The sequence below is a fragment of the Streptomyces sp. NPDC030840 genome, assembly GCF_055572015.1.
In genome coordinates this window covers 12,590-35,877 of record NZ_JBVIEE010000015.1, presented here as the reverse complement: position 1 = coordinate 35,877, position 23,288 = coordinate 12,590, and the positions used below count along the sequence as shown (strand labels likewise).

The following is a 23,288-nucleotide window of genomic DNA, read 5'->3' as shown; positions in this document are numbered from 1 at the left end:
CATCAGGACGTCTTCGGTTTGACCGCGGTGACGACCTGGGTCACCCGGGCGCACAGTTCACCTTCGGCGTCGTGCACGTCGACCTCGATGACGGTGTTGCGACCCACGCGCAGAGGACGAGCTGTCGCGACGACGTCTGTGTGCGCCGGCCGAAGGAAGTGCGTGGTCGACTCCACGGTGGCCGGTGCGGCGCCGGCCGGACCATTGAGGGCGGCGCACACGGCGCCGCTCACATCGGCCAGTCCCATCAACGCGCCCCCATGGAGGCCACCGCCCACCGTGGAGAGCGAGAGATCGTGCGCCAGCGTGGCTCGAACGCCGGCTGCCGTCATCTCGTCGAACACGACTCCGAGCGTTTTGGCGTACGGCGCGAGCGCGTAGACGTCTTCGGCTGCGAGTGTGGGCACGGGCTGCTCCCATCTGAGTTAAGGGTGATAAGTTATCGACGTTAACTCAGTTGGTCAACCCGGGACTTGCGACCGGCCGGCCGCCTGACACGGCAAACCGGGCATCTCCCTTGCCCGGCGACCCGGCCCCGTCCTCCTCGCCTGCACGGCAGGTCCGCGTGCTCAGCACGCGCACCACTGACGTACGACGGCTACGGGGAAGTCCGCTTGCGATGCGGAAGGTCCGTGTCGCCAGGTGTGGTGCCGACGCGGCTCAGCGACCGGTCGGCTGTGCACAGGACCAGGAACACAGCGGCCACACCGATGAGCACCCAGGCCATGGAATGCAGTCCGGAACTGGTGGCGCCGTCGCGGAAGAACACTGCGCTCGCCGCCGCCGCGAACAGCGCGCCGAGGTACATGAACGTGCGCAGCAGCCCCGCGGACGAGCCCATGCGGACCGGATCGGCCTGTGCGTACAGGGCATTCTGGTTGGCCAGCCCGATCAACCCGTGAGGGATGCCGACGACCGCGCCGAGTACGACGAGCAGCCAGACCGGACTGTCGGCACGAAGGAGCAACAACGCCGCGCAGCCGAGGCATTGGAAGAGTGCTCCGGTGACGAGTTTGCCCCGCACCCGGCTATGGCGTCCCGTCAGTGCGGTGACACCGACAGCCGTCGCCGACAGCGGCAGCAGAAGCAGGCCGGCCTGCGACGCGCCGAGTCCGCGGCCCTCTTGGAGCCACTGACTGTAGCCGTAGAAGAAGGCGTACGACGTGGTGTAGGCGAGGCACTGTCGGGTGAAGGTGGCGAGCAGCGGTACGTTCCCGCCGAGGACCCGAAGATCTACGAACGGCTGGGCGATGCCGAGTTCGCGGCGGACGAACACCGCGCCCGCGGCCAGGCCGAGCACCGGCACATACCAGTGGGCGACCGCCGGATTCATCAGGAAGAGCATGAACGCGGTCAGCGATCCGGCGAACCACAGCATGCCCGGCATGTCGATGCGGGTCGCCCCGCCCGGGCGCGTCGCGCGTGGCAGCCACAGTGCGCCCAGGACAAGGCACATGAGCGACAGCGGCACGTTGATCCCGAAGATCAGGTGCCAGCCACCCGTGCCGATCAGCAGGCCGCCGAGGGCCGGGCCGACGACCGCGATGACCTGGTTGGAAATCGACAGCGCGGCGAGGACACCACTCGGGTGCTCCCGGCCGGTGCGCTCGGACTCGGAGCGCAGCAGCGACATGGACGCCGGGAAGGCCGCCGAGGTCCCGAATCCGAGGAGGACGCGGGAGGCGACCAGTACCCACAAGTTCGGAGCGAGAGTGCCGAGCAGTCCGGCGAGGCCGGCCAGCGCCGTGCCCAGCAGATAGAGCCGACGTGGACCGAACGCGTCCACAAGTCGGCCGATCACCGGCTGGCCGACGGCCGTCGCGAGGTAGAAGCCGGACACCAGCCATGCCGCCTGCGAGGGCGGCACGCCGAAGGCGCGGCCGATGGGGACCAGCGCGACCGCGAGCATCGAGGAGTTGACGGGGTTGAGGACCGAGCTCAGGATCATCGGTGCGATCAGGCGACGGTCGAAGCCGCCCTTGTCTGCCCGACGCCGTCTGCGCGCGGCGGTCCGAATCACGCCTGCGCCACCTTGTCGAGCAGCGCCATGGCGGCGATGACCGCGCGCACCTCATCCTCGGTGCCGTGCTCTTGCAGGGCCCGGGCGAGCCACGCCTGACGGGCGAGACGCTCGCCCCTGCGCCGTTCGTGCCCCCGGTCGGTGAGCGAGACGAGTTGCCGCCGCCCGTCATCCGGGTCCGGGCTGCGCGAGACGAACCCGGCCTGTTCAAGGGCGATGACGGTCTTGGCCATCGACTGAGGCCGTACGCCCTCGGCAGCGGCGAGATCACTGGCGGAGGCCGGACCGTTCCTGGCGAGGCGGCGCAGGACGGAACTCTGCGGCGGGGACGGTTCCCTGTCCCTGCCCCCGTCTCGGCCCATCTGCTCCTCGGCCGCCTCCAGGGCTCGCAGCTTGCGGCGGAGTCGGCCGAACACCACCCAGATGTCGCCGGCTGCCTGAACGGCGGCCTCACTCAAGGGCTCTTCGTCCGCTGGCGTCATGCCCTCAGAATAAATAGACAGCCCAGGCTGTCAATCTCGGTTGCGCAGGTGCCGACGCGCACATGCCAGCGGGTCGCGGCCTCGTCGACCATGCGGAGTGCTTCGGCGCGGCGTCGTGCTCCGTGGACGGTGACCACCAGTGGGGACGCAGAGGGCACCAGGGAGCAGGTCGGGCAGCAACAGCGGTTGCGGGTGGGTGAAGTCCGGCCGGACTCCGGCGGTCGGCGGCTGGAGGGGACGCGGCCGCACGCGTCGGCCCTGCCAGGACGTCCAGCCTGTTACCAGGCAACCGTCAAGGAACGCTCAGGTCAACTGCGGGCCGACCGTCAAGTGCCGTGTGAATGATGTGTCAGGTCATCCCGGAAACCAGCCAGGGCTGAGCTCTTGTGCCGGACGGGCGGTGACAGAAGGGCTGTCGAGCCGAGAAGAAGGACCCGTGAACAAGGTCATTGTCGCAGGCGGGCCGTCCCTGGTGCGGGCCGCGCTCACCAAGGTGATCGATGCCAGCGACACCATGAGGGTGGCTGGCACCGCCGCACACAGCAAGGATCTCAAAGATCTGCTCGATGTCGGCATCGACGCGGACGTCGTCGTGCTCGACCGCTCCATCCGCACCGGGCAACCGGACGACTTCCCTGCCCTGATCACCGAGATCTGTGCCGTGGCGCGGACCGTCGTCTTCGGCGCTCCCAGTGATCAGGAGGTCGATACCCAGGTGCGTGCCGGCGCCACGGGCGTTCTCGCCGCGGATGTCAGCGCGTCACAGCTCGTCGCCGCCCTGGAAACCGTGTGCCGGGGCGGGCTTGTCGTCGCCCTGGGGACGGCCCCGGCTGTCAACAAGGCGCAAGCACGGGTCACGCCCGCACTCACCAGGAATCTCTCCCCCCGGGAACGCGAGATCCTCACCATGCTGTCGAGCGGTCAGGACAGTGCCTCCATCGCCCGCGACCTCGGTCTCAGCCCCCTCACCGTGAAGACCCACATCACGCACATGCTCAGCAAGCTGGGAATCCGCCGGCGCGGGCATCTGATCGCCTTCGCCTATGAGAGCGGGCTCATCGTGCCGGGCATGACACCCACCAGTTTCATCGCCACCCGGCTGCAAGCAGCGTCGTAGTCCTGGACGGTCGGCAACTCGCAGTACGAGGAGTCGTGTCGCGCCCCCGTCCTACGCCTCCCGGGTGCCCCGCACATCTCGTCGATCAGCTCGACCTTGGCGGGCGCCGCGACGACCTCCTCACGGGCGATGGCCACGCGGGAGCCGGATGGTGACGGTGGTTCCGACTCCCACGTCCGAGTACACGTCCACCTGTCCGTGGTGCGCGTGGACGATGGCCTCCACTATGGCCAGGCCGAGACCTGAACCGCCGTAGGCGCGGCTGCGGCTGGCCTCGGCGCGCCAGAACCGCTCGAAGACACGGGGCAGGTCTTCAGGGGAGATTCCAGGGCCGTTGTCGATGACACTCAGCTGCACGGTCTCACGGCTGAGGACGACCTCGACGCGCACAGAGGTCTGAGCCGGAGTGTGCTGAACGGCGTTGCCGACGAGATTGCGCAGGACCTGTTGCAGACGGGCGGCATCGCCGATGACGGGTGCCGGCAGCGCGGGTGCCATGGCGATGTCGCGTTGGGGGTAGATGATCTGGGCGTCCTCGATGACGCCGGCGGCCAGGACTGTGAGGTCCACGTCGTCCTGCTCGACGGGTCGGCCGGCGTCCAGGCGGGCGAGCAGCGCGAGATCCTCCACGAGCAGGCGCATCCGCCCCACTTCGTTCTCGATGTGGTCGAGTGCGGTCTCCAGGCCCGAACCGGAAAGGCCGCCTTGGCGGTGCAGATCCAGCCATCCGGAGATGGTGGACAGGGGAGTGCGCAGTTCGTGGGAGGTGTCGGCGGCCAGCGAGCGAACTGTCGCCTCCGCGCGGGCCTGGGCGTCGAACGCCCGGTTGACCGCCTTGGCCAGCAGGTCGGCCTCACTGCCGTTGCGGTGGGTGGGCAGCCGTTCGGTCAGGGAGCCCGCGGCGATGGCGTCGGCGCTGCGGGCCATGCGGGCGAGCGGGCGCATGCCGAGGCGCAGAACGATGACGGACAGCCCCAGCAGGACCAGCAACGCGCCGCCGATCAAAGCCAGTTGCCGTCTGATGAGCGCGTCGGTGGTGGCGTCGTCGACGGAGGTGTCGATGGTGAGGATGACGGCAGCCGGTGCCACGGTGCCCTCGGCGGGCCCGCGGTCGATGATCAGGCCGGGACTGGGGATGCGTACGGCACTGAGGTCGCCGCCCTCCAGGGTGACCACACGTCCCGTCGGTGCCGTCGCGCTGAGCGCGGCCACCTGGTCGGCGGCCCGGGACGCCGAGCCGGTGCTCAGCAGGACGCTGTTGTCCTCGTCGACGGCCACCGTGCCCAGGGGCGAACCGAGAAGGGCGCCGAGCTGGTCGCCATTGGCGGTCTGCGGTCCCCGGCCGATGACCCGGGTCAAACGCTCGGCGTTGGCCTTGAGGGTGTCCTGGTTGCGCTTGTCCAGGAAGTCTTCCAGGAGAAGGGCGCTGATGACGGCGCTGGCGACCAGGCCCACGACCAGGAGAGCGGCCAGCCCGGCGAGCAGGCGCAGGCGGACGCTGGAGGAGGCCCAGGGAAGACGGCCGCGGAGTCTCACGTGTCGTCCTGTTCTCGGAGGGTGTAGCCGACGCCGCGGACGGTGCGCAGCAGCGGCGTACGGCCATGGTCGATCTTGCGTCGGAGGTTGGAGATGAAACGCTCGACGACTACGGAGTCACCGCCGAAGTCGTACTGCCACACGGCCTCGAGGATCTGGGCGCGGGAGAGAACCTGCCCCTGGTGGCTCAACATGTAGTGCAGCAGGCGGTATTCGGTGGGGGAGAGTTCGATGATCTCGCCGGCCCGGCGGACCTCGTGGCGTGGGTCGTCGAGCGTGAGGTCGCCACAACGCAGGCGTGTTTCCTCGGTGGTTGGGGTTCCGTTGCGGGCGCGGCGCAGCAGTGCCTGCAGGCGGGCGCCGACCTCGACGACGCTGAAGGGTTTGGTGACGTAGTCGTCGCCGCCCAGACGTAATCCCCGTACCCGGTCTTCGACGGCGTCGCGGGCGGTGAGGAAGAGGACGGGTACCTCGATGGCGCGGGAGCGCAGCAGTTGGAGGATTTCGAAGCCGTCGGCGCCGGGGAGCATCACGTCGAGGACGATGACGTCCGGGGGGCGGCGGGCGACGTGGTCGAGGGCTTCGCTCAGGTCGCCCGCCGTTTCGACTTCGAATCCGGCGAACTGCAGTGCCGAGATCAGCAGGCGCCTGATACCGGGATCATCGTCGATCACGAGGACGCGGTCGGCGGTGGCCGGCGTGTTGGTGGCGTTCATATGTGCTCCTGGTGGCGACAGCGGCCGCCCGGCGTGTGCCGTTGCCGCCGGTGCGGCGGACTGGGTGGGTGCCCCGGTAGCGGCTCTGCTGATCATGGTTGCGTCACAGGCTTACGGGGGTGGATTCCTTGGCAGGGGCGTGCGGGGCCGCCGGCTGGTGGGCGTGGAAGTTCTCGCCCTCGACGTCGAGATGGGGCAGCACGCGGTCGAGGCGTCGCGGCAGCCACCAGGCACGGTCCCCGAGGAGAGCCAGGGTCGCCGGCACGAGGGTCATACGGACCAGGAAGGCGTCGACCATGACTCCGAAGGCCAGGGCGAAGGCGATCGGCATGATATCGGCGTCGTGGGAGAACAGGAAACTGACGAACACCGCGATCATGATGAGCGCCGCAGAAGTTACCACACGGGCGGCGTTGCGGGCTCCGTTGAGGATGGCCGTGCGGGCGTCGCGGTGGCGGTTGTAGTCCTCGCGCATGGCGGAGACGAGGAACACCTCGTAGTCCATGGCAAGCCCGAAGAGCACGGACATCACGATGATGGGCACGAAGCTGGCCACCGGACCCTCGCTGGGCACGCCCAGCGGGCCGGCCAGCCATCCCCACTGGAAGACCGCGACGGTGGCTCCGAAGGCGGCACCCACGGACAGCAGGAACCCGATGGTCGCCTTGACCGGGATGGCGACCGACCGGAACGCGATCATCAGCAGGAGCAGCGAGAGGCCGACGACCACGATCACGAAGGGCACGAGTGCGCCGCTGAGCTTGTCGGAGACGTCGATGCTGACGGCGGTCATACCGGTGACGGCCACATAGGAGTCACTGGACTGTGCCAACGGCTGCATCTGGGTGCGCAGTCGGGCCACGAGGTCGCTGGTCTCCTCGGACCGCGGTCCGGTGTCGGGAACGATCTGGATCCGTGCCGCCGTCTCGTCCTCGGCCATGTCGACACCGCTGACGCCCGCGATGCCCCGGACTCCTCGCAGCTCGTCCTCGACGGCGGCGGCCGTGGAGCCGACGGTGGCCGGGTCGTCGTTCTCGACGAGCACGACGAGGGGGCCGTTGGCGCCGGGACCGAAGGCGTCACTGATCACGTCGTAGGCCTGGCGGCTGGAGTTGCTGGTGGCGCTGGAACCCTCGTCGGTGAGCGCCAGCTTCAGCTCCATGCCGGGAACGGCCAGGGCGATCAGCGCGACCGTGCCCAGGATCAGGTTGCGTACGGGGTGGCGCAGGACGCCCTGGGTCCAGCGCACACCCATCGTGGCCGTCCGGCCGCTGTGCGCCGTCTGCCGCATGGCGCGCTTGCGTCCCATGGGCAGGAACCCGCGGCGCCGGGCCGCGGACCGGGGTGCCTTGGGCGTGAGCCGGTGACCGGCCATCCCCATCAGCGCGGGCAGCAGGGTCACCGCCGTGATGACGGCTACCGCGACCGCTCCGGCGGACGCCAGACCCATGGACGTCAGCATCGGCACACCGGCCACCGCAAGACCGGACAGCGCGATGAGGACCGTGGCCCCGGCGAAGATCACTGCGCTGCCCGCGGTGGCGGTGGCCGTGGCGATGGACTCCCGCACCGGCATGCCGGTGCCGAGCTGGGCGCGGTGGCGGGAGACGATGAACAGGGCGTAGTCGATGCCGACGGCGAGCCCCAGCATGATCGCCAAGGTGGGCGCGTTGTCGGAGACGTCGAACGCCGTGGCCAGACCGATCATCGCGGCCATCGTGCCGACGATCCCGAGCACCGCGGTGACCAGCGGCAGACCCGCCGCCAGCAGCGACCCGAAGGTGATCACCAGGATGACCAGGGCCACACCCAGCCCGACCAGCTCACTGGGCCCCACGGGCGGATGCGAGGACTCATACGGCTCACCGCCGTAGATGGTCCTCAGCCCCGCCTGCTGGGCCTTGTCGCCCGCGGCCTTCACCGCGTCCAACGTGCCCTCCGGCACGTCGTCCTCCTCCTTGGTGGTGAAGGTGACCTCAGCCACCGCGGTGCGTCCGTCCTCGGACACGGTGCCGCTCTCGGACGGGTCACTGACCTCGCTCACCCCGGAGACCCGGCCGGTGGCCTCCAGCGTGGCCTCCAGGGACTCACGCAGATCCGCGTCGGTCACCTTGCGGCCGGCCGGCGCCTGGAACACGATCTGCGCCGACTGCACATCCGGCTCGGGGAAGTGCCGTTCCATCCTCGTCAGCGCCGTCTGGGCCGGTGAGCCCGGAATCGAGCTGCTGTCCGCGAAGGAGCCGGCGAAGGAGACCCCCAGACCGACCACCGCACCGAGGGCCAGGAGCCACCCGATCAACATCCTTGGCCACCGGTGAGCAGCCCACGCGCCCAGTCGGTACAAGAGCGTAGCCATCAATGATTCCCTCACTGTTCGGAAGACGACCCGCCACATCCTTCTCAGTGGACTTGACGACCGCCTCACGGCGAACTTGAGGGCTTCTTGACGGTTCGATTCCGGCACCGTCAGGTACGCCGGTCACCAGGCAGGGCGCCGCCGGCGCTCCGCGTGACCGCGGACTCGTCCTTGGCATGTTCCAGGCGCAGCGGGAGCCGCGCGGCGAGGTAGTCGATGAGTGCGCTGACACGTCGCGGGACATGGCCGTCCTCTTCCAGGAGGGCATAGATGTCGGCGGCCGGTGTCGACAGGTGCGGCAGGACCCGGACGAGCTCGCCGCGATCCAGATGCGGCCTGACGTGCCACTCCGAGCGCATGATCACGCCACGGCCCGCCAGTGCCCAGCCGGTCACCACGTCACCGTCATTGCTCGACAGGCTGCCGTGCACCCGCACGTGCCGGGGACGGTCCGCGTCCCCGAAGCGCCAGAGCGCGAAATCGCTCTCGTTCTCCCGCAGCACGATGCAGTTGTGGTGGGCCAGATCCTCGATGCCGGCCGGCGTGCCGTGCTCGGCGAGGTAGGACGGCGCCGCGCAGGGCACGCGCCGGTTCTTGGCGAGACGCCGCATGCGCAGCGAGGAGTCCGGCGGCATGCCCACGTGGACGGCCACGTCGAACTCACGCTGGTGGGGCCGTAGAGGCAGCGCGGACGTCTGCATCCGGACGTGCAGTTCCGGGTGGGCCGCGGCGAACTCGCCGAGCAGCGGCGCGATATGCGCGCGGCCGAGACCGAGCGTGGCTTCGACGACCAGGGACCCGCGCAACCCCCCGGCTGTGTCGGTGATCGTGTCCTCCAGCTCGCGTACCTGGTCGAGGATCGCCTCGACGCGCGCCGCGTACAGCTCGCCTTCCGAAGTCAGCACCAGTCGGCGGGCGCCGCGCTGAACGAGCCGGACATCCAGGCGGCGCTCCAGCGCGCTGAGGCGCTTGCTGACGACGGGCAGAGAGCAACCGAGTTCTCGCGACGCGGCCGTCAGCGTGTCGCTCGACGCGACCACGTGGAAGAACTGCAGGTCGTCCACGGCTGAACGGCTCTTGGACCAGGGGCGACCAGACCGCCGAGAGCTTTCCATGGGGGAAAACGTACCTTGCCGGTTACGGGCTTGTAACGGGTGTCACCGCTGGCCAAGGTAGGACCCAGTCGCGCCGTGACCGGGACGCCTCTGCACAGAGTGCGCGTCAACGGCCTTGCGCATCGATCCGTGGACTGGGAGTGAATTCGTGCCGCAGAGTTATCGCATCGCAGCGATTCCGGGCGACGGGATCGGCCGCGAGGTCGTCCCGGAGGGTCTGAGGTGCCTGCGGGCCGCCGCCGAGGTGCACGGGTTCGAACTCGACGTCACCGAGTTCGACTTCGCCAGCGCCGACTACTGGCTGAACCACGGCACGATGCTGCCCGGGAACTGGCGGGACGTACTCGGCGAGTTCGACGCGATCTTCTTCGGCGCGGTCGGATGGCCGGAGGTGGTTCCGGACCATGTCTCGCTGTGGGGCAGCCTGCTCCAGATGCGGCGAGGCTTCGACCAGTACGTCAATCTGCGCCCCGTCCGGCTGCTGCGCGGCGTACGCACTCCGTTACGCGACCACCAGCCGGGCGACATCGACTTCTACGTCGTGCGGGAGAACACCGAGGGCGAGTACTCCAGCATCGGAGGCCGGATCTTCGAGGGCACCGATCGCGAGACGGTGGTCCAGGAGACGGTCATGACACGGACCGGGGTCGACAGGGTCCTGCGCTACGCCTTCGAACTCGCCTCGTCCCGCCCGAGCAAGCACCTGACCTGGGCGACGAAGAGCAACGGGATCTCGATCTCCATGCCCTACTGGGACGAGCGCGCGACCGAGATGGCCGCCCGGTACCCCGACGTGACCGCCGACAAGGACCACATCGACATCCTGACCGCGAAGTTCGTCCTCCAGCCCGACCGGTACGACGTGGTCGTCGCCAGCAACCTGTTCGGCGACATCCTCTCGGACCTCGGCCCGGCCTGCACCGGAACCATCGGCATCGCCCCCAGCGCCAACATCAACCCCGACCGCTCCTTCCCCAGCCTCTTCGAGCCGGTGCACGGGTCGGCGCCGGACATCGCCGGTCTCGGTGTCGCCAACCCGGTCGGCCAGATCTGGAGCGGCGCCATGATGCTCACCCACCTCGGCGAACACGAGGCGGCCGCGCACGTCGTGGCCGCCATTGAGAGCGTTCTGGACGAGCAGCCCGATGTGGTCACCCCCGACCTCGGGGGCACGGGGACCACGGTGGGGCTGGGCAAGGCCATCGCGGCCCGGATCGCCGCGGGGCCGCTCATCGGCCACGGTGGGGGAGCGGCGGCTGGTGACTCGGCCGGTCGCGCGGTCGGAGAAGGGGGCGCGGCGTCATGATCGGATCTGTCTCCGACCCGGTCGGCCTCGAAGTGCGCTGGGACCGGCTTGCCGCCGCCACCGACGAGGCGGCCTCCACGATGCCGCGCACGGCCTTCTCCGCGCTCATCCGGGAGCCGAACGACTTGACTGTCGTCCTGATGGACCGCGCGGGCCGGACGATGGCCGAGTCGCGGGCGGGCATCCACCCCTTCGCCGCCCTGATGAGTTCGCTGACCGCGCTGGTCCTCGAACGGTTCCCGGCGGACGAGTGGCAGGACGGCGACAGCGTCATCACGAACGATCCGTGGATCGCCACGAGGCACCTGCCCGACATCGCCATGATCTCCCCGGTCTTCCACCGAGGACGGCTCGTCGCGTTCGCGGGCACCGTGGCGCACTCACCGGACATCGGTGGCACACCCCCGATGAGCGCGACCGAGCTGCTCTTCGAGGGCATCCTGATTCCTCCGCTGCGCCTGTTCCGGGCCGGACGGGTCGAGCAGGGGGTCAAGGACCTGCTGCCGGCCAACTTACGACTGGCGGACCAGGTGTGGGGTGACCTGGAGGTGCAGGCCGCGGCGCACGCCGTGTGCCGCCGACGCGCCCAGGAGTTCCTCACCGACTTCCGTGAGCCGGACTTGGATGCGTTCGCGGACCAGGTCCACGCGGTGAGCGACGTCGCCCAGTTCAAGCCCGGTTCGGGGCCGCCGTTGCGACTGACCGTCGTCGACATGATCGAGATCGGTTCGGGAGGCGGCTCGATCGCGGCGCCCGACGCACTCGGGCTGCTCAAGGTGGGGCCGCGCAGCGCCGGTTCGGTGCCCGGCCCCGTCGCCTACGGGTGCGGGGGCGAGCGGCCCACCGTGGCGGACGCCGACCTCCTGCTCGGCCAAACGCTCCAACCCGGAGACCCAGAGCTCGTGCGGGTCCGCCGCTCGGCCGACACGCGTTACCTCGGCCAGGGCTTCGAGATCGAGGTCAGCGTGCCCGAGCAGGACCTTGGCCCAGCCGGTGTCGGACGCATCCGGACCGCCTTCGAGTCCACGTACCGCGCCGTGTTCGGTCGTTCCCCCGACGGGGCCGTGGAGGTCGTGAACTGGCGGCTTTCGATGCGACTGCCGGTCATGAGTTGTCGACGGAGGGCAGCCGTGCGCGAGAAGGCGGGGCAAGCCGCGGTGTCCGGTCGGTGTACTTCCCAGGACACGGGCTGCTCGAAGCCACCGTATGGAACCGCTACGAGCTCACGCCGGGAACCGAGTTGGCAGGTCCGGCGATCTTCGAGGAACGCGAATCGTCCTGCTCCTTCGGGCCGGACTGCCGGATCCGGGGTACCGACGACCTGACCCTCATGGTCGAGGTCGACCGGGTCGCCCGGCCGACCCCGTAGAGGGCAGTGCCGAGCAGCCGCCGAATGCGGGGACGCTCGGCGGCCAGTCCGACGAGTGGCTGTCTCACCCGCGGCGAGAAACGGACTGACGCCGCTCACACAGAATGCACATGTTTCGCACGCCACGGGCCCGCTCGACAACGAGGAAGCGGTCCCGGGCGTGTTGGGGGAGAACTGTCTCTCCCCCCACGCCAACACCGATGGCCTATCCAGTAGCTGCCCAACATGGTGGCGGCGCGAAGGGACGACCCTCATGACGACCGTGTCAGCAGGGCAGCGCACACGTACCCGGCGCATCACGTTCCTGGTCGCTCTCGCGGTCTTCGCGCAGGAGTCGACCTGGAACTTCTACGAGTCGCAGGTTCCGCCGCTCCTGCGGGAGCATCTCACCAGCGCGGCCGTAGTGGGCCTGCTGATGGGCATGGACAACCTGCTGGGCATCTTCATCCAGCCGTGGATCGGCAACCGGTCCGACCGGACGAGGACCTCCTGGGGCCGGCGCATGCCCTACCTGGTGGTCGGGATGCCGATCGCCGCCGCGCTGTTCATCCTCATCCCGCACAGCGCGGCGTCCCTGCCGCTGTTGATCGTGGTGCTGTTCTCGTACGCGCTCGTCGCCAACACCTTCAAGCCGATCGCCGAGGCGCTGGTTCCGGACTTCATCGCACCCGAGCGCCGAAGCCGGGCCAACGCCGCAGTCAAGACCGCCTCAAGTATCACGGCCATCGTCGCCGCGCTCATCAGCATCTTCCTGGTCGACGACCATCTGAGCCTCGCGTTCGCGATCCCCGCGATCATCATGCTGATCTCGATCGGGGTGCTCGCGGCCACCGTGCGAGACAACCGGTCCCCGGCCTACCAGGCAGCGGTGGCTGAGAGCGCTCAGGAGCACAGTGCAGAGCGCACCGGGCCACGGGTCCGGGACACCTTCGTCGAGATCCTCAAGGACACCGATCGCAGCCGGCTCCTGCTGCTCCTCGCGATTCTCGTCTTCGGCAGCGCATGGGCCGCGTCCCGGTCGCTGATCACGCCGTACGGCATGGAAGCTCTGGACATGTCACGGGGAGCCGCCGGCGGTCTCACCCTGCCCAGCGGTATCGCCTTCATCCTGGCGGCCTACCCGGCAGCCGTGCTCGCCGAGCGCTACGGACGGGTCCGGGTCATGGCCGTGGGCATGTCGGTCTTCGCCGGCGCCATGGTGCTGGGGACGCTCATCCGGACTCCGATGGGCGCCACCGTGGCCCTGTGCATCGCGGCGGCCGGTGCGGCCTGCTTCTTGGTCAACGCGGTGGTCGTCCTGTGGAACCTCGCACCCTCGGCACGGGTCTACGGGACCTACGCCGGTATGTACACCGTCGGCTGGGCCGGTGGCGGTTTTCTGGGCCCGGCGGTGGTCGGCGGGATGGTCGACATCACCGGCTGGCCGCTGATGCTCATGGACATCGCCGTAGTCGCCTCGCTGTCGATCATCGTCGTGGCCAGGATCAGTGTGCTTCAGCGGCGCACCGGCCTGACCCTCGCCAAGTAACCAGCCCATCACCGCAGCGCGGCGCGCGCCCAGCGCCGGACGCAGCCAGAGACGAGGAACCGTGCCCCGCATTCTGATCACCACGGACTACCTACGGCCCGACGACGAGGTCGATCACTATCTCCGGGCGCACGGCCACACGACGGTACACGCCCCGCTGGTCGGCCGGCGCGGTCCCGAGCAACTCGTCGCCGCCCTCGACGGGATCGACGCGGCGCTCGTCGGCCATGACCCTCTGACCGCCCAGGTCCTCTCCGAAGCTCCCCGCCTGCGCGCCCTCGTGCGCACCGGCGTCGGCTACGACTCGATCGACGTCGTCGCCGCGGGCAGGCTCGGCATCACGGTGAGCAACCTGCCGGGAATCAACGCGAACGCCGTGGCCGAGTACACCCTCGGTCTGCTGCTGGCGGCCGCGCGGCGACTGGTGCAGAGCGCGCTGGGCGTCGCTGCCGGCGGGTGGCCGAGGGAGGACGGTCACGAGTTGCGTGGGTCGACGCTCGGCCTGATCGGATACGGGGCGGCGGCGCGAGCCGTGGTGCCGCTGGCGCGGGCCTTCGGCATGGAGGTGCTCTGCACGACCGGTGTGCCGGAGGACCAACGGCTGGACCCGGCGGTGCGGTTCGTCGCGCTCCCCGAGCTGCTGACGGCGTCCGACTACGTATCGGTGCACACCGCGCTGACGGACCGCACACGCGGTCTCCTGGACGCCGCCGCCTTCCGGCGGATGAAGTCGACGGCGGTACTGGTCAACACCGCGCGGGGAGCCGTCGTCGACGAACAGGCCCTCGCCGACGCCGTGCGCACCGGCGAGATCGCCGCGGCGGCCCTCGACGTGGTGAGCGAGGAGCCGCTCCCGGCCGACAGCCCCCTGCGGGACGTCGAGGGAATCGTCGTCTACTCCCACCTCGCTGGCCAGACCGCCGAAGCCCGTGCCGCCGCGGGCCTTGAGGGGGCGGCCGAGGTGGTGGCCGCCCTGGCGGGCCGCCCCCGGTTCGTGGTGAACGCCCACCTGCTGCCCCACACCCCCGCTGCCCGGACTGACGGGTGAGACCCACCCGCCACATGCCCGGTACCAACAAGGAAAGAGGAACATGGAAAACGAACGGGTCGACCAGGTCAAGGTCCTGGCACCGACCGGCATGCTGGGAGCCGGCTTCCCCGAGGCCACGATCGAGCGCGGTCTGGCACTGGGCGCCGACGTCATCTCCGTCGACGGGGGCAGCACCGACTCCGGTCCCTACTATCTCGGCGCGTCGCAGCCCAAGACCACCCGCGCGGCGGTCGCCCGTGACCTGCGCATGCTGCTCAAGGCCGCGGCAGGCGCCGGTATCCCGCTGATCGTGGGCTCGTGCGGCACCAGCGGAACCGACTCCGGTGTGGACTGGGTCGCCGGCATCGTCGCCGACATCCTGGCGGCCGAGGGACTCCGGCTGCGGGTGGCGCGCATCTACAGCGAGCAGGCGGCCGGCGCGCTCCTGAAGTGCCTGGACGAGGGCCGGATCCATGCCCTGCCTCCGCTGGGCGAACTGGAGCCGAAGACGTTGCGGAGCTGCACACACATCGTGGGCGCGATGGGGCACGAGCCGATCGTCGCCGCGCTCGAGGCCGGTGCGCAGGTCGTGCTCGCCGGCCGCGCCACGGATACCGCCATCGCCGCCGCCTATCCGCTGATGAAGGGGATGCCGGCCGGGCCGACCTGGCACGCTGCCAAGATCATCGAGTGCGGCGGGCAGTGCACCAGCAATCCGCGCGCGGGTGGGGTGCTGGCCACCATCGACGCCGACGGCTTCACCATCGAGCCGCTCGATCCGACGGTCGCCTGCACACCGGTCCTGGTCGCCGCCCACATGCTCTACGAGACGGTGGACCCGTTCCAGATGCGCGAGCCGGACGGCACCCTGGACGTCCGTGAGGCCGTCTACACCGCCCTGGACGACCGCACAGTGCGGGTCGAGGGTTCGCGGTTCCATGTCGCCGACCAGCACACCATCAAGCTCGAAGGCGCCCGGATCACCGGCTACGAGACGATGTCGTTCAGCGCGATCCGGGATCCGCACATCCTCGCGAACATCGAGGACTGGGCCGATCTCATGCGCACGATGATCAGGCAGCGGGTGGAGCAGACGACCGGCCTCGGCGACGACAAGTACACCTTCGACCTGCGCCTCTACGGGCACAACGCCATCCTCGGGGATCTGGATCCGGCAGCGGGTCCGCCTCGGGAGGTGGGAGTCATGCTCCTCGTCAACGCACCGGACCAGCAAACCGCCACCGCCGTCGCGAAGATCGCCAACCCCTTGATGCTTCACCTGCCGACGGCCGACATGGACTACCTGCCGAGCCTGGCGTTCGCCACCTCACCGGCCGAGGTCGAGCGCGGTCCGGCGTACGAGTTCGTGCTCAACCACGTCGTCGACACCATCACCCCGACCGACATGTTCCGCACCGAGTTCGAGGAGGCCTCCCACCATGGCTGAGACCGCCCCCACCACCCTGGGCGACCTGGCGTACGAGGTCCGGTCCAAGAACGCCGGGCCGTTCTGGGTCACCATGGAGCTGTTCATGCGTGACGCGGACGGCTATCGCATCGCCGCCGACGAGACGTTCCTCAACGAGGGCACGATCGCCCGGCTCTACGGACTCGACGAGGCCGACGTGCGGATGTTCCGCATCCCGTCGCTGAACGTCGTCAAGATCTCCTTCCCGCGTCCCGTCAGCCAGGCGTCGCTGCGTGACCGTGACGTCCACTCCGGTCAGCATCACGTGCCGCTGGCGGTTCTGCCCGTGCCCGCCATCTGAACCCCGAACGCGCCTGTCGGACGCGGTTCTTCACCAGCCCCCCACCAGCACCTGAAGGAGCAGTTCCTTGACCACACCTGCCGCGCCCGAACGCAGTCCCCGTTCCCGGTCCCGCGGACGCCGTTTCGCCACGCTGACGGCACTGCTCGCGGCCGCGGTCGTGGGCACGCTCGGCGCCGCACCCGCCGCCCCGGCCGACACCACGCGCCCCACCCCCGCCACCTGCCCGGGCCACCTGGAGGAGAAGGCCAACTGCTACACCGGCCGGGACACCAACGGCGCGTACTACACGATGGCCGTCCCCAAGCACTGGAACGGCTCCCTCGTCGTCCACGCCCACGGCGGTCCCGACTTCTCCTACGACGAGTCCACCACCACCGAGGACCTGGAACGCTGGGCGGTGATGGTCGACGAGGGCTATGCCTGGGCGGGCTCCTCGTACCGGCGCGGCGGCTACGGGGTCAGGATGGCCGCCGCCGACACGGAGAACGTACGCCGCCTGTTCGTCAGCCACTTCGGCCACCCCGACCGCACCTACCTGCATGGCCAGTCCTGGGGCGGCAATGTCGCCGCCAAGGTCACCGAGACCTACGGCGGGAAGCGCGGCGCTTACGACGGAGTCCTGCTGACCAACGGCTTCCTTGCAGGCGGCTCGCGTGGCTACGACACGCGCGTTGACCTGCGGACGGTCTACCAGTACTACTGCCGCAACCTGCCCCGTCCCACCGAACCGCAGTACCCGCTGTGGCAGGGACTGCCCGCGGACTCCCCGATGACACCCGACGAGGTCCACGGCCGGCTCCAGGAGTGCACCGGCATCGACTCCGACCCGGCCGACCGGACCGCGAAGCAGCAGCGCAACCTCGACGACATCCTGGCCGTCACCCGCATCCCGGAAAACTCCCTGGCCACGAACATGCAGTACGCGGCCTTCCTCGTCCGGGACATCGTGTCCAACCGGCTCGACGGCCGTAACCCGTTCAGCAACCGCGGGGTCCGCTACGACGGTTCGCACGACGACAAGGCGCTCAACGCGGGCGTGGCGCGCTTCTCGGCCGACCCCACCGCGCGCCGCGACCTCTCCTACGACAGCGACCTCACCGGACGGATCGCACTCCCGGTCCTCACGCTGCACGCCATCGACGACCCACAGGTCTTCGTCGAGCACGAGGCGGCCTATCGCGCCACGGTCCAGGCCGCCGGCCGAAGCGAGAACCTCGTCCAGACCTTCACGAGGGAGAGCGATCACAGCGCGCTCAGCAACTCCGAGTACGCCAACTCCCTGGCGGCTCTGGACACATGGGCACGCACCGGCCGGAAGCCCACCCCCACCTCGATCGCGCGCTCGTGCGGCGCGTTCGACACCACCTACGGTGGTGGCTGCTTCTACGACCCGGCATTCCGCCCCGCCCCGTTCGCCACCCAGGTCCGCCCCCGGCCCGGCGGCCTCCACTGGCCCGCCATGTCCGCCGCGCAGGAACGGGCGTGGAGCCGTATCGAGGGCGTGGGCATCGCACCCTGAAGCCGCTCGGCGGTCCCGGATTCCCCTCCCGCAGCCGAGCCCGGCCCGATGACGCCTTCACTCCGCGCAGAACCGCCCCAACGACCCTTCAATGTCCGGTCGTGATGGATGGGGAAGCCGGGTCAGGTGCTTCCCCTGTGGTGGCCCCCGTGGGATCTGGAACCGGTCTTGCGGGGGAAGCCGGGGCCGGGGACATGGGCGGGTTCACCGAATGCGGGGGAGTGCCGGCCGGGCGGGCCGGGCTGTCCGAGGAGCCGCTCGTGACAGCGAACAAGGCGCACGCGGCAGCCGCCGCCAGACCCAGCAACACGATGGCGGTCCGGCGCACAGGAAGGGACCACCGCCTGGGCCTGACGGGCAGGCGGGCAGGTCGCAGGTGTCCCAAGTCGACGGTGTCGGCCCGGGCGGCGAGAGCCTCGCGCAGCCGCTCCTCGATCGCCTCGTGGCCGATCTGGCTGCGGCTCATCGCCGGATCTCTGGAAGGTGCCGGCGGCGGGAAGGACGAGAGAGCGGCTGAGAGGGGTGGTCGGTCATCGAGGTATCTCCTCCAGTTGTCTGCCGAGGGCGTCCAGAGCCCGGCTGGCGGTCGACTTGACCGTCCCGCGGGAGACGCCGAGGGTGTCGGCGATCTGCGCTTCGGTGAGGTCCGACCAGTAGCGCAACACCAGCACCTCGCGTTGCCGACGGGTGAGACGCCGCAACGCGTCGATCACTTCCTGATGAGTCTCGGCGAGGAGCACGCTGTGGTCGGCGGACGGGAGCTGGCGTTCACGCTCAGGGATGTGGGCGCGTGCCGTACGGCGTCGACGCAGAACGGAGCGAGCCCCGTTGACCACACTGGTTCGCAGGTACGCCTCGGGGTCGTCCAGGTTCGCGAGCCGACGGCCGTGGCGGCGCAGGAGCGCGGTGAAGGCGTCCTGCACCACGTCCTCCGCCGTGGGAAGGTCGTCCACCAGAAGCAGTGCCAGTCGTACCAGCGCCAGCCGACGGTGGTGGTAGAGCTCGCTGAATCCGTGCTCATCCCCGGCTGTGGCCGTGCTGGGGGACAGCGAGTTGGACTGCCTCCTCCCACCGTCGTTCTGACGTGTCAGTGAACGAGGAGCGAGTCCACGCTGTACCAGCCTGCGTATGCTCTGCCACCAGGTGACCGACGGTGCGGCGGTGGGGATCGTCGCTGTTCTCACGTGTCTCCTGGACGTCGCGGTACCGGTCTGTCCACCCGGACGCCGGGTGGACAGACCGTGCTGCCGGGCCTGAGCCGGGCAGCGTCGTGCCTTCACGTGGTGCCGCCGACCGGACTGGAGCCGGTCAGCGAGCCGAAACGCTGGAGAGCCTCAGTGGGCCGGAGTCGCGGGCTGCTGCACCGGCTGGGCGGGCTTGGCGTCGTGCGGGACGTCCGTCTCCGAACCGGGGGTGTGGGGCTGGGCGGGCTTGGCGTCGTGCGGGACGTCCGTCTCCGAACCGGGCACGTGGGGCTGGGCCGGCTTGGCGTCCGTCGGAACGTCCGTCTCCGAGGTGAGGGCGGGCGTCTCCGAGCCGGACACGTAGGGCTTGGCGTGCTTCCCGGTGGAGGTGGACGTCACGGGAGAGGTGGAGTGCGCCTTCTCGGCATCGGTGGTACCCGGCGCGGTGGTGTCGGCGTGGGCCGTGAAGGCTCCGCCGAGGGCCAGCGCGGTGCCCACGACTGAGACGCCGAGCGCGGCGCGAACCCGGCCCGGACGGGAGCTGCGGACAGCGGCGTGACGTACTGACATTCTGGGTCCTCGAATCATCGGTCTCGATTGGGCTGACCGTCCGTCATGGATGGCATGCCATGCGGCGGCCCTCTGCTGGAGGCGCATCCACTCCGACAGACGTCCGAAGGCCTTCGGGGTTGCGGGTCGGGTGAGACTGATGCGTGGGACATTCAGTGATCTGGGTCACTGAGCCCCGGTCCGGGCGGCCGAGGAGACCGGCGAAGCCGACCTCATCCCTTCCGCCGAGCCATCGAAGCCGGCGTGGGAGCGGTCATGTTCGCGCCCGGACGGCCCGGGCAGACACGCGCCGCAATTGGCGTGCGGTCCAATCCGAGCGAGTGCGGCCCACCATCACTCGTCGCCCGTCTCGCCGAGCACGACGTGCAACGCGACACCGTACTCAGGGAAATTCCAGGCGGATCGTGAGTCCGCCGGTGGGACGGGGTTCGGCAGTCAGGGTCGCGTGATGTGACGCCGCGATGGAGGCGGCGATGGACAGGCCGAGCCCGTGGCCGGTAGCGGCCGTCCGGTCGGGGGCGAGTCGACGGAAGGGCTCGAAGAGGTCCGACACCCGGTCGGAGGGGACGTGTGGGCCGGTGTTGGCCACGGTCACGATGCGCCCTTCGACGCGGACGCCGACGTCGCCGCCTGGGTGGTTGTACTGCACGGCGTTGCGGATGACGTTGGTGAGCAGGTGTCGCAGGAGGACGGGGTCACCGCGGACGGTGAGGGGGGTGTCGGCCGCGACGCGGATGCCCACCTGTCGCTGTTCTGCCTGTGGGGCGAGTTGAGCGGTGACGAGCCGCGTGGTGAGGGCCAGGTCGACGCTCTCGGCCACGGCCAGGCCGCGGTCGCTGCGGGCCAGAAGCAGCAGCGCGTCGATGAGTTGCTCGGCTTCGCGGTTGGTGGACAGCAGGTCGTCGCGGACTTGGGTGAGGTGGTCGGGGAGCGGGTCCGCGAGACCGACTTGCAGGGTGGTCCGCTGCGCGGCGAGGGGCGTCTTGAGTTCGTGGGAGGCGTTGGCGACGAAACGGCGCTGACTGTCGAACGACTTCTCCAGCCGGTCGAGCACGGCGTCGAAGGTGTCGGCGAGGCGGTGCAGCTCGTCGTCGGGGCCGGTGAGGGCCAGGCGCTGGTGCAGGTTCTGCTCGCTGATGCGGCGCGCGGTCTCGGTCATCGAGGCGACCGGGCGCAGAGCCCTCCCGGCCAGCCACCAGCCGGCCAGTCCGGCGAGGAGGGCCAGGACGATGAGGCCGACGGCGGACCAGAGGACCATCTGGCGCAGGGCGGTGTCCTGCACGGCCTGGATGGTCTGGTCGATCTTCTGGACCCGGGCCGTGTCGGGTTGCGCCGCGGGCGGTGTCGGTCCGGGCTCGGCGGGGCGGGCGGGCGGAAGGGGGGTGACGTCGCCGGCAGACGTGCCCGTGTAGCTGACTGCGAGGCCTTGGACCTGCTGGGCCGTTCCGTGGCGGGCCAGCAGGACGACGAAGGCGAGCAGGGCCACGCCGGTGAGCAGGAACAGGGCGAAGATGGCCGCGGCGAGACGGGCGCGGAAGGGCAGCCGGGCGATGAGCGCGCGGGCATTCAGTCGCACAGCCGGTATCCCTGTCCCGTGTCGGCGGTGATGACGCCGGGGTCGCCGAGCTTGCCGCGCAGCCGGCTGACGGTGGCACGGACCGCGCTGGTCTGCGGGGTGAGATGCTCGTCCCACAGGGTGCGAACGATCTCGTCGTGCGCGACGGGCGCTCCCTGCGCCTCGACCAGCAGTTGGAGGACCGCGAACTCTTTGGGCGTCAGGGCCAGCGGGCGGCCGTCGATGGACACCTCGCGCCGGGACGGAGCCATGATGATGCCGCCATGCCGCAGGACGGACGGCGGCGGCGTCGGGGTCCGGCGGCTCAGGGCCCGTACGCGGGCTACCAGTTCGCTGAAGTCGAAGGGCTTGGGCAGGTAGTCGTCGGCGCCGAGAGTGGTCAGGCCGTAGACGCGGTCAGTGATGTCGCCCGCCGCGGTGAGCATGAGGATCCGCGGGGGATCGTCGAGTTCCCGCAGGCGCCTGCACACCTCGTCCCCGCTCATGACCGGCAGGTCGCGGTCGAGGATCAGGACGTCGTACGCCGTCACGAGACACATCCGCTCGGCGGCGTCGCCGGTGTGGGTGACGTCGACCGCCATCGCCTCGCGGCGCAGGCCGACAGCGATGGTGCGGGCGAGCACGCCATGGTCCTCGGCTACCAGAACTCTCATGGCCCCATGAAACCAAGGCAGCGTTTGCGGTCGTGTAAGGACGCCGTCGTCGGAGCCGGTGCAGCTGTGGACCGCCCTTATGCCGCTGTAACGCGTTTATCGTCCTGCAAAGGACCACCTGCTCCACTGGCCGCATGAACTTCGTCAAGCGGGCCGGCATGAGCCTGCGCGTCAGGAAATCCCGCACCGCCGCCCTGCTCGGCATCTTCGTCGTGATCTGCTCCCTGCTCCTCGGTGGGTTCCTGCTGGAGGCGGCCGCCGCGCGCGAGGAGGCCGAAGCGCAGCGCACGATCGGCGTCGACGTGACGATCGAAGGCAAGCGGCTGACTCCGGCCCTGGCGGACCGGCTCGGCTCCACGCCGCCGGTGACGCGGTACAACCCGCTGTTCCCGCTGACCGCCAGCGCGCACGGTTTCGACCCGCTCGTCTCCCCGGTGCCGAAGCCGCGCGCAGACCGGGGCAGCGAGAAGGAAGGGGGGCCGCTGGCGGTGCGAGGCGTGCGGGACCTGGGCATGCTGCTGCCCTTCTCGTACGGATCAACGAAGATCACCTCCGGGCGTGGGATCGTCCCGCAGGACGCCGTCCGCCGTGTCGCGGTGATCGAGGAGCGCCTGGCCGCGAAGAACGGTCTCAGGGTCGGCGACGTGGTCCAGGTGCGGTCCGCCGATGGCAAGGCCAACGTCTCGGTGGAGGTACTCGGCGTGTTCCAGGACCCCAGGCAGGACCCGTCGCAGTGGACACCCTCGAACGAACTGCCCGGCAACACCCTCTACGTGCCGGTGCCCATCGTGGAGAGGCTCGGCAGCGGTGCCGCCGATCTCGACGAAGTGGTCTTCAAGATCGGTTCACCCGAGCAGGCCGAGCGTCTGCACGCTGAGGCGAAGAGGCTGCTCGGTACCGGAGACTTCGACTTCCGCGTGAACGACAAGCCGTACCGGGACCAGGTCCGCCCCATTCAGCGGGTCGGCGCCTTCGCCGGCCTGATCGTCTGGGTCATCGCCGTGGCCGGCGCACTGACCCTCGGCCTGATCGTGATGCTGCAGATCCGGGAGCGGCGCCACGAGCTCGGAGTACTGCTGTCGATGGGCGAGAAGAAGTGGAAGCTCGTCCTTCAGCACGTTGTGGAGGCCGCGGTGGTGTGCCTGCCCGCAGTCGCCGCCGCTGCGCTGGCGGGGCATATCGCCGGTCCGTCCTTGGGCGATGCCCTGCTCGACCGCTCGCGGGAGAACACCGTGGCGGCGGGCGTGCCCGATGCGGAGGTTGCCCCTCCCACCGTGCGCGTCGAGCCCACCGACATAGGGAAAGTCGCCGGCCTCGGCCTCGGCATCTGCCTGGCCTCCACGGTCATCCCGGGAATCGGAATTCTCCGCCTGCACCCCCGCTCCATCCTCGCCGACAGCGCATAGCCCCCTGCCGGCACGAACCAGAAAGTCCACTTC

20 protein-coding genes are annotated in these 23,288 nt (G+C 69.8%); 9 read left to right on the top strand and 11 right to left on the bottom strand.

All coding sequences use genetic code 11. The features are described from left to right. Positions 1 to 2: 2 nt before the first annotated feature. From ACZ49J_RS28530 to ACZ49J_RS28520, 3 genes are all read right to left on the bottom strand, one after another. The gene (locus tag ACZ49J_RS28530) at positions 3 to 407 is read right to left on the bottom strand and encodes a PaaI family thioesterase (protein WP_467452809.1); all 405 of its coding nucleotides are present in this window, start codon (positions 405 to 407) and stop codon (positions 3 to 5) included. Between the two features lie 191 nt (positions 408 to 598). Further along, positions 599 to 1,948 carry an MFS transporter gene (locus ACZ49J_RS28525; RefSeq protein ID WP_467453008.1) on the bottom strand — a complete coding sequence of 450 codons (1,350 nt, stop codon included), beginning with the start codon at positions 1,946 to 1,948 and terminating at the stop codon, positions 599 to 601. A 68-nt stretch (positions 1,949 to 2,016) separates the two neighbouring features. Continuing rightward, positions 2,017 to 2,502 carry a MarR family winged helix-turn-helix transcriptional regulator gene (locus tag ACZ49J_RS28520; RefSeq protein ID WP_467452808.1) on the bottom strand — a complete coding sequence of 162 codons (486 nt, stop codon included), beginning with the start codon at positions 2,500 to 2,502 and terminating at the stop codon, positions 2,017 to 2,019. A gap of 436 nt (positions 2,503 to 2,938) precedes the next feature. Between ACZ49J_RS28520 and ACZ49J_RS28515 the strand changes: the two genes are divergently transcribed. After that, the gene (locus ACZ49J_RS28515; RefSeq protein WP_467452806.1) at positions 2,939 to 3,619 is read left to right on the top strand and encodes a LuxR C-terminal-related transcriptional regulator; all 681 of its coding nucleotides are present in this window, start codon (positions 2,939 to 2,941) and stop codon (positions 3,617 to 3,619) included. A gap of 120 nt (positions 3,620 to 3,739) precedes the next feature. Here the strand turns inward: ACZ49J_RS28515 and ACZ49J_RS28510 are convergent, their stop codons facing one another. The 4 genes from ACZ49J_RS28510 to ACZ49J_RS28495 all read right to left on the bottom strand — a co-directional run bounded on the left by ACZ49J_RS28510 (position 3,740) and on the right by ACZ49J_RS28495 (position 9,291). Beyond that, positions 3,740 to 5,155, bottom strand: coding sequence for a sensor histidine kinase (locus ACZ49J_RS28510; RefSeq protein WP_467452805.1), 1,416 nt, complete (start codon positions 5,153 to 5,155; stop codon positions 3,740 to 3,742). Then, complete coding sequence (locus tag ACZ49J_RS28505) at positions 5,152 to 5,871, bottom strand: response regulator transcription factor (protein ID WP_467452804.1); 720 nt, start codon at positions 5,869 to 5,871, stop codon at positions 5,152 to 5,154. The genes ACZ49J_RS28510 and ACZ49J_RS28505 overlap by 4 nt, the downstream gene beginning before the upstream one ends. 103 nt (positions 5,872 to 5,974) lie before the next feature. Further along, the gene (locus ACZ49J_RS28500) at positions 5,975 to 8,173 is read right to left on the bottom strand and encodes an MMPL family transporter (RefSeq protein ID WP_467452803.1); all 2,199 of its coding nucleotides are present in this window, start codon (positions 8,171 to 8,173) and stop codon (positions 5,975 to 5,977) included. Between the two features lie 164 nt (positions 8,174 to 8,337). After that, positions 8,338 to 9,291, bottom strand: coding sequence for a LysR family transcriptional regulator (locus tag ACZ49J_RS28495; protein ID WP_467452802.1), 954 nt, complete (start codon positions 9,289 to 9,291; stop codon positions 8,338 to 8,340). A gap of 199 nt (positions 9,292 to 9,490) precedes the next feature. On the opposite strand from ACZ49J_RS28495, the gene ACZ49J_RS28490 reads away from it, so the two are divergent. From ACZ49J_RS28490 to ACZ49J_RS28460, 7 genes are all read left to right on the top strand, one after another. Next, positions 9,491 to 10,648, top strand: coding sequence for a tartrate dehydrogenase (locus ACZ49J_RS28490; protein ID WP_467452801.1), 1,158 nt, complete (start codon positions 9,491 to 9,493; stop codon positions 10,646 to 10,648). Continuing rightward, complete coding sequence (locus ACZ49J_RS28485) at positions 10,645 to 11,973, top strand: hydantoinase B/oxoprolinase family protein (protein ID WP_467452800.1); 1,329 nt, start codon at positions 10,645 to 10,647, stop codon at positions 11,971 to 11,973. The genes ACZ49J_RS28490 and ACZ49J_RS28485 overlap by 4 nt, the downstream gene beginning before the upstream one ends. Positions 11,974 to 12,270: 297 nt before the next feature. Continuing rightward, positions 12,271 to 13,545 (top strand): MFS transporter, encoded by a 1,275-nt coding sequence (locus ACZ49J_RS28480; RefSeq protein ID WP_467452799.1) that lies wholly within the window; start codon positions 12,271 to 12,273, stop codon positions 13,543 to 13,545. A 61-nt stretch (positions 13,546 to 13,606) separates the two neighbouring features. Then, positions 13,607 to 14,593 (top strand): phosphoglycerate dehydrogenase, encoded by a 987-nt coding sequence (locus ACZ49J_RS28475; protein ID WP_467452798.1) that lies wholly within the window; start codon positions 13,607 to 13,609, stop codon positions 14,591 to 14,593. Between the two features lie 43 nt (positions 14,594 to 14,636). After that, a complete protein-coding gene (locus ACZ49J_RS28470; RefSeq protein WP_467452797.1) occupies positions 14,637 to 16,022 on the top strand; it encodes an acyclic terpene utilization AtuA family protein in 1,386 nt (461 codons plus the stop codon). After that, a complete protein-coding gene (locus tag ACZ49J_RS28465) occupies positions 16,015 to 16,344 on the top strand; it encodes a DUF4387 domain-containing protein (protein WP_467452796.1) in 330 nt (109 codons plus the stop codon). Before ACZ49J_RS28470 ends, ACZ49J_RS28465 begins: the two co-directional genes overlap by 8 nt. A 67-nt stretch (positions 16,345 to 16,411) precedes the next feature. After that, positions 16,412 to 17,866, top strand: coding sequence for a DUF6351 family protein (locus ACZ49J_RS28460; protein WP_467452795.1), 1,455 nt, complete (start codon positions 16,412 to 16,414; stop codon positions 17,864 to 17,866). A gap of 530 nt (positions 17,867 to 18,396) precedes the next feature. On the opposite strand, the gene ACZ49J_RS28455 is transcribed toward ACZ49J_RS28460, so the two are convergent. The 4 genes from ACZ49J_RS28455 to ACZ49J_RS28440 all read right to left on the bottom strand — a co-directional run bounded on the left by ACZ49J_RS28455 (position 18,397) and on the right by ACZ49J_RS28440 (position 21,849). Beyond that, positions 18,397 to 19,050, bottom strand: a complete 654-nt coding sequence (locus ACZ49J_RS28455; protein ID WP_467452794.1) for a SigE family RNA polymerase sigma factor — start codon at positions 19,048 to 19,050, stop codon at positions 18,397 to 18,399. 150 nt (positions 19,051 to 19,200) lie between these two features. Further along, positions 19,201 to 19,620: a hypothetical protein gene (locus tag ACZ49J_RS28450; protein ID WP_467452793.1), complete on the bottom strand. Its 420-nt coding sequence runs from the start codon at positions 19,618 to 19,620 to the stop codon at positions 19,201 to 19,203. Positions 19,621 to 20,002: 382 nt separating this feature from the next. Beyond that, positions 20,003 to 21,196: an ATP-binding protein gene (locus tag ACZ49J_RS28445; protein WP_467452792.1), complete on the bottom strand. Its 1,194-nt coding sequence runs from the start codon at positions 21,194 to 21,196 to the stop codon at positions 20,003 to 20,005. Then, positions 21,187 to 21,849, bottom strand: a complete 663-nt coding sequence (locus tag ACZ49J_RS28440) for a response regulator transcription factor (protein ID WP_467452791.1) — start codon at positions 21,847 to 21,849, stop codon at positions 21,187 to 21,189. Before ACZ49J_RS28440 ends, ACZ49J_RS28445 begins: the two co-directional genes overlap by 10 nt. Before the next feature lie 134 nt (positions 21,850 to 21,983). Between ACZ49J_RS28440 and ACZ49J_RS28435 the strand changes: the two genes are divergently transcribed. Next, positions 21,984 to 23,255, top strand: coding sequence for an ABC transporter permease (locus ACZ49J_RS28435; protein WP_467452790.1), 1,272 nt, complete (start codon positions 21,984 to 21,986; stop codon positions 23,253 to 23,255). Positions 23,256 to 23,288 lie beyond the last annotated feature (33 nt).

What these genes read in the sequence shown, in the direction of transcription:
- ACZ49J_RS28480 (WP_467452799.1), top strand. Translation starts at nt 12,271, where the DNA reads ATGACGACCGTGTCAGCAGGGCAGCGCACACGTACCCGGCGCATCACG.
- ACZ49J_RS28525 (WP_467453008.1), bottom strand. Translation starts at nt 1,948, where the DNA reads ATGATCCTGAGCTCGGTCCTCAACCCCGTCAACTCCTCGATGCTCGCG.
- ACZ49J_RS28520 (WP_467452808.1), bottom strand. Translation starts at nt 2,502, where the DNA reads ATGACGCCAGCGGACGAAGAGCCCTTGAGTGAGGCCGCCGTTCAGGCA.
- ACZ49J_RS28435 (WP_467452790.1), top strand. Translation starts at nt 21,984, where the DNA reads ATGAACTTCGTCAAGCGGGCCGGCATGAGCCTGCGCGTCAGGAAATCC.
- ACZ49J_RS28505 (WP_467452804.1), bottom strand. Translation starts at nt 5,871, where the DNA reads ATGAACGCCACCAACACGCCGGCCACCGCCGACCGCGTCCTCGTGATC.
- ACZ49J_RS28500 (WP_467452803.1), bottom strand. Translation starts at nt 8,173, where the DNA reads ATGTTGATCGGGTGGCTCCTGGCCCTCGGTGCGGTGGTCGGTCTGGGG.
- ACZ49J_RS28485 (WP_467452800.1), top strand. Translation starts at nt 10,645, where the DNA reads ATGATCGGATCTGTCTCCGACCCGGTCGGCCTCGAAGTGCGCTGGGAC.
- ACZ49J_RS28465 (WP_467452796.1), top strand. Translation starts at nt 16,015, where the DNA reads ATGGCTGAGACCGCCCCCACCACCCTGGGCGACCTGGCGTACGAGGTC.
- ACZ49J_RS28470 (WP_467452797.1), top strand. Translation starts at nt 14,637, where the DNA reads ATGGAAAACGAACGGGTCGACCAGGTCAAGGTCCTGGCACCGACCGGC.
- ACZ49J_RS28450 (WP_467452793.1), bottom strand. Translation starts at nt 19,620, where the DNA reads ATGTCAGTACGTCACGCCGCTGTCCGCAGCTCCCGTCCGGGCCGGGTT.
- ACZ49J_RS28440 (WP_467452791.1), bottom strand. Translation starts at nt 21,849, where the DNA reads ATGAGAGTTCTGGTAGCCGAGGACCATGGCGTGCTCGCCCGCACCATC.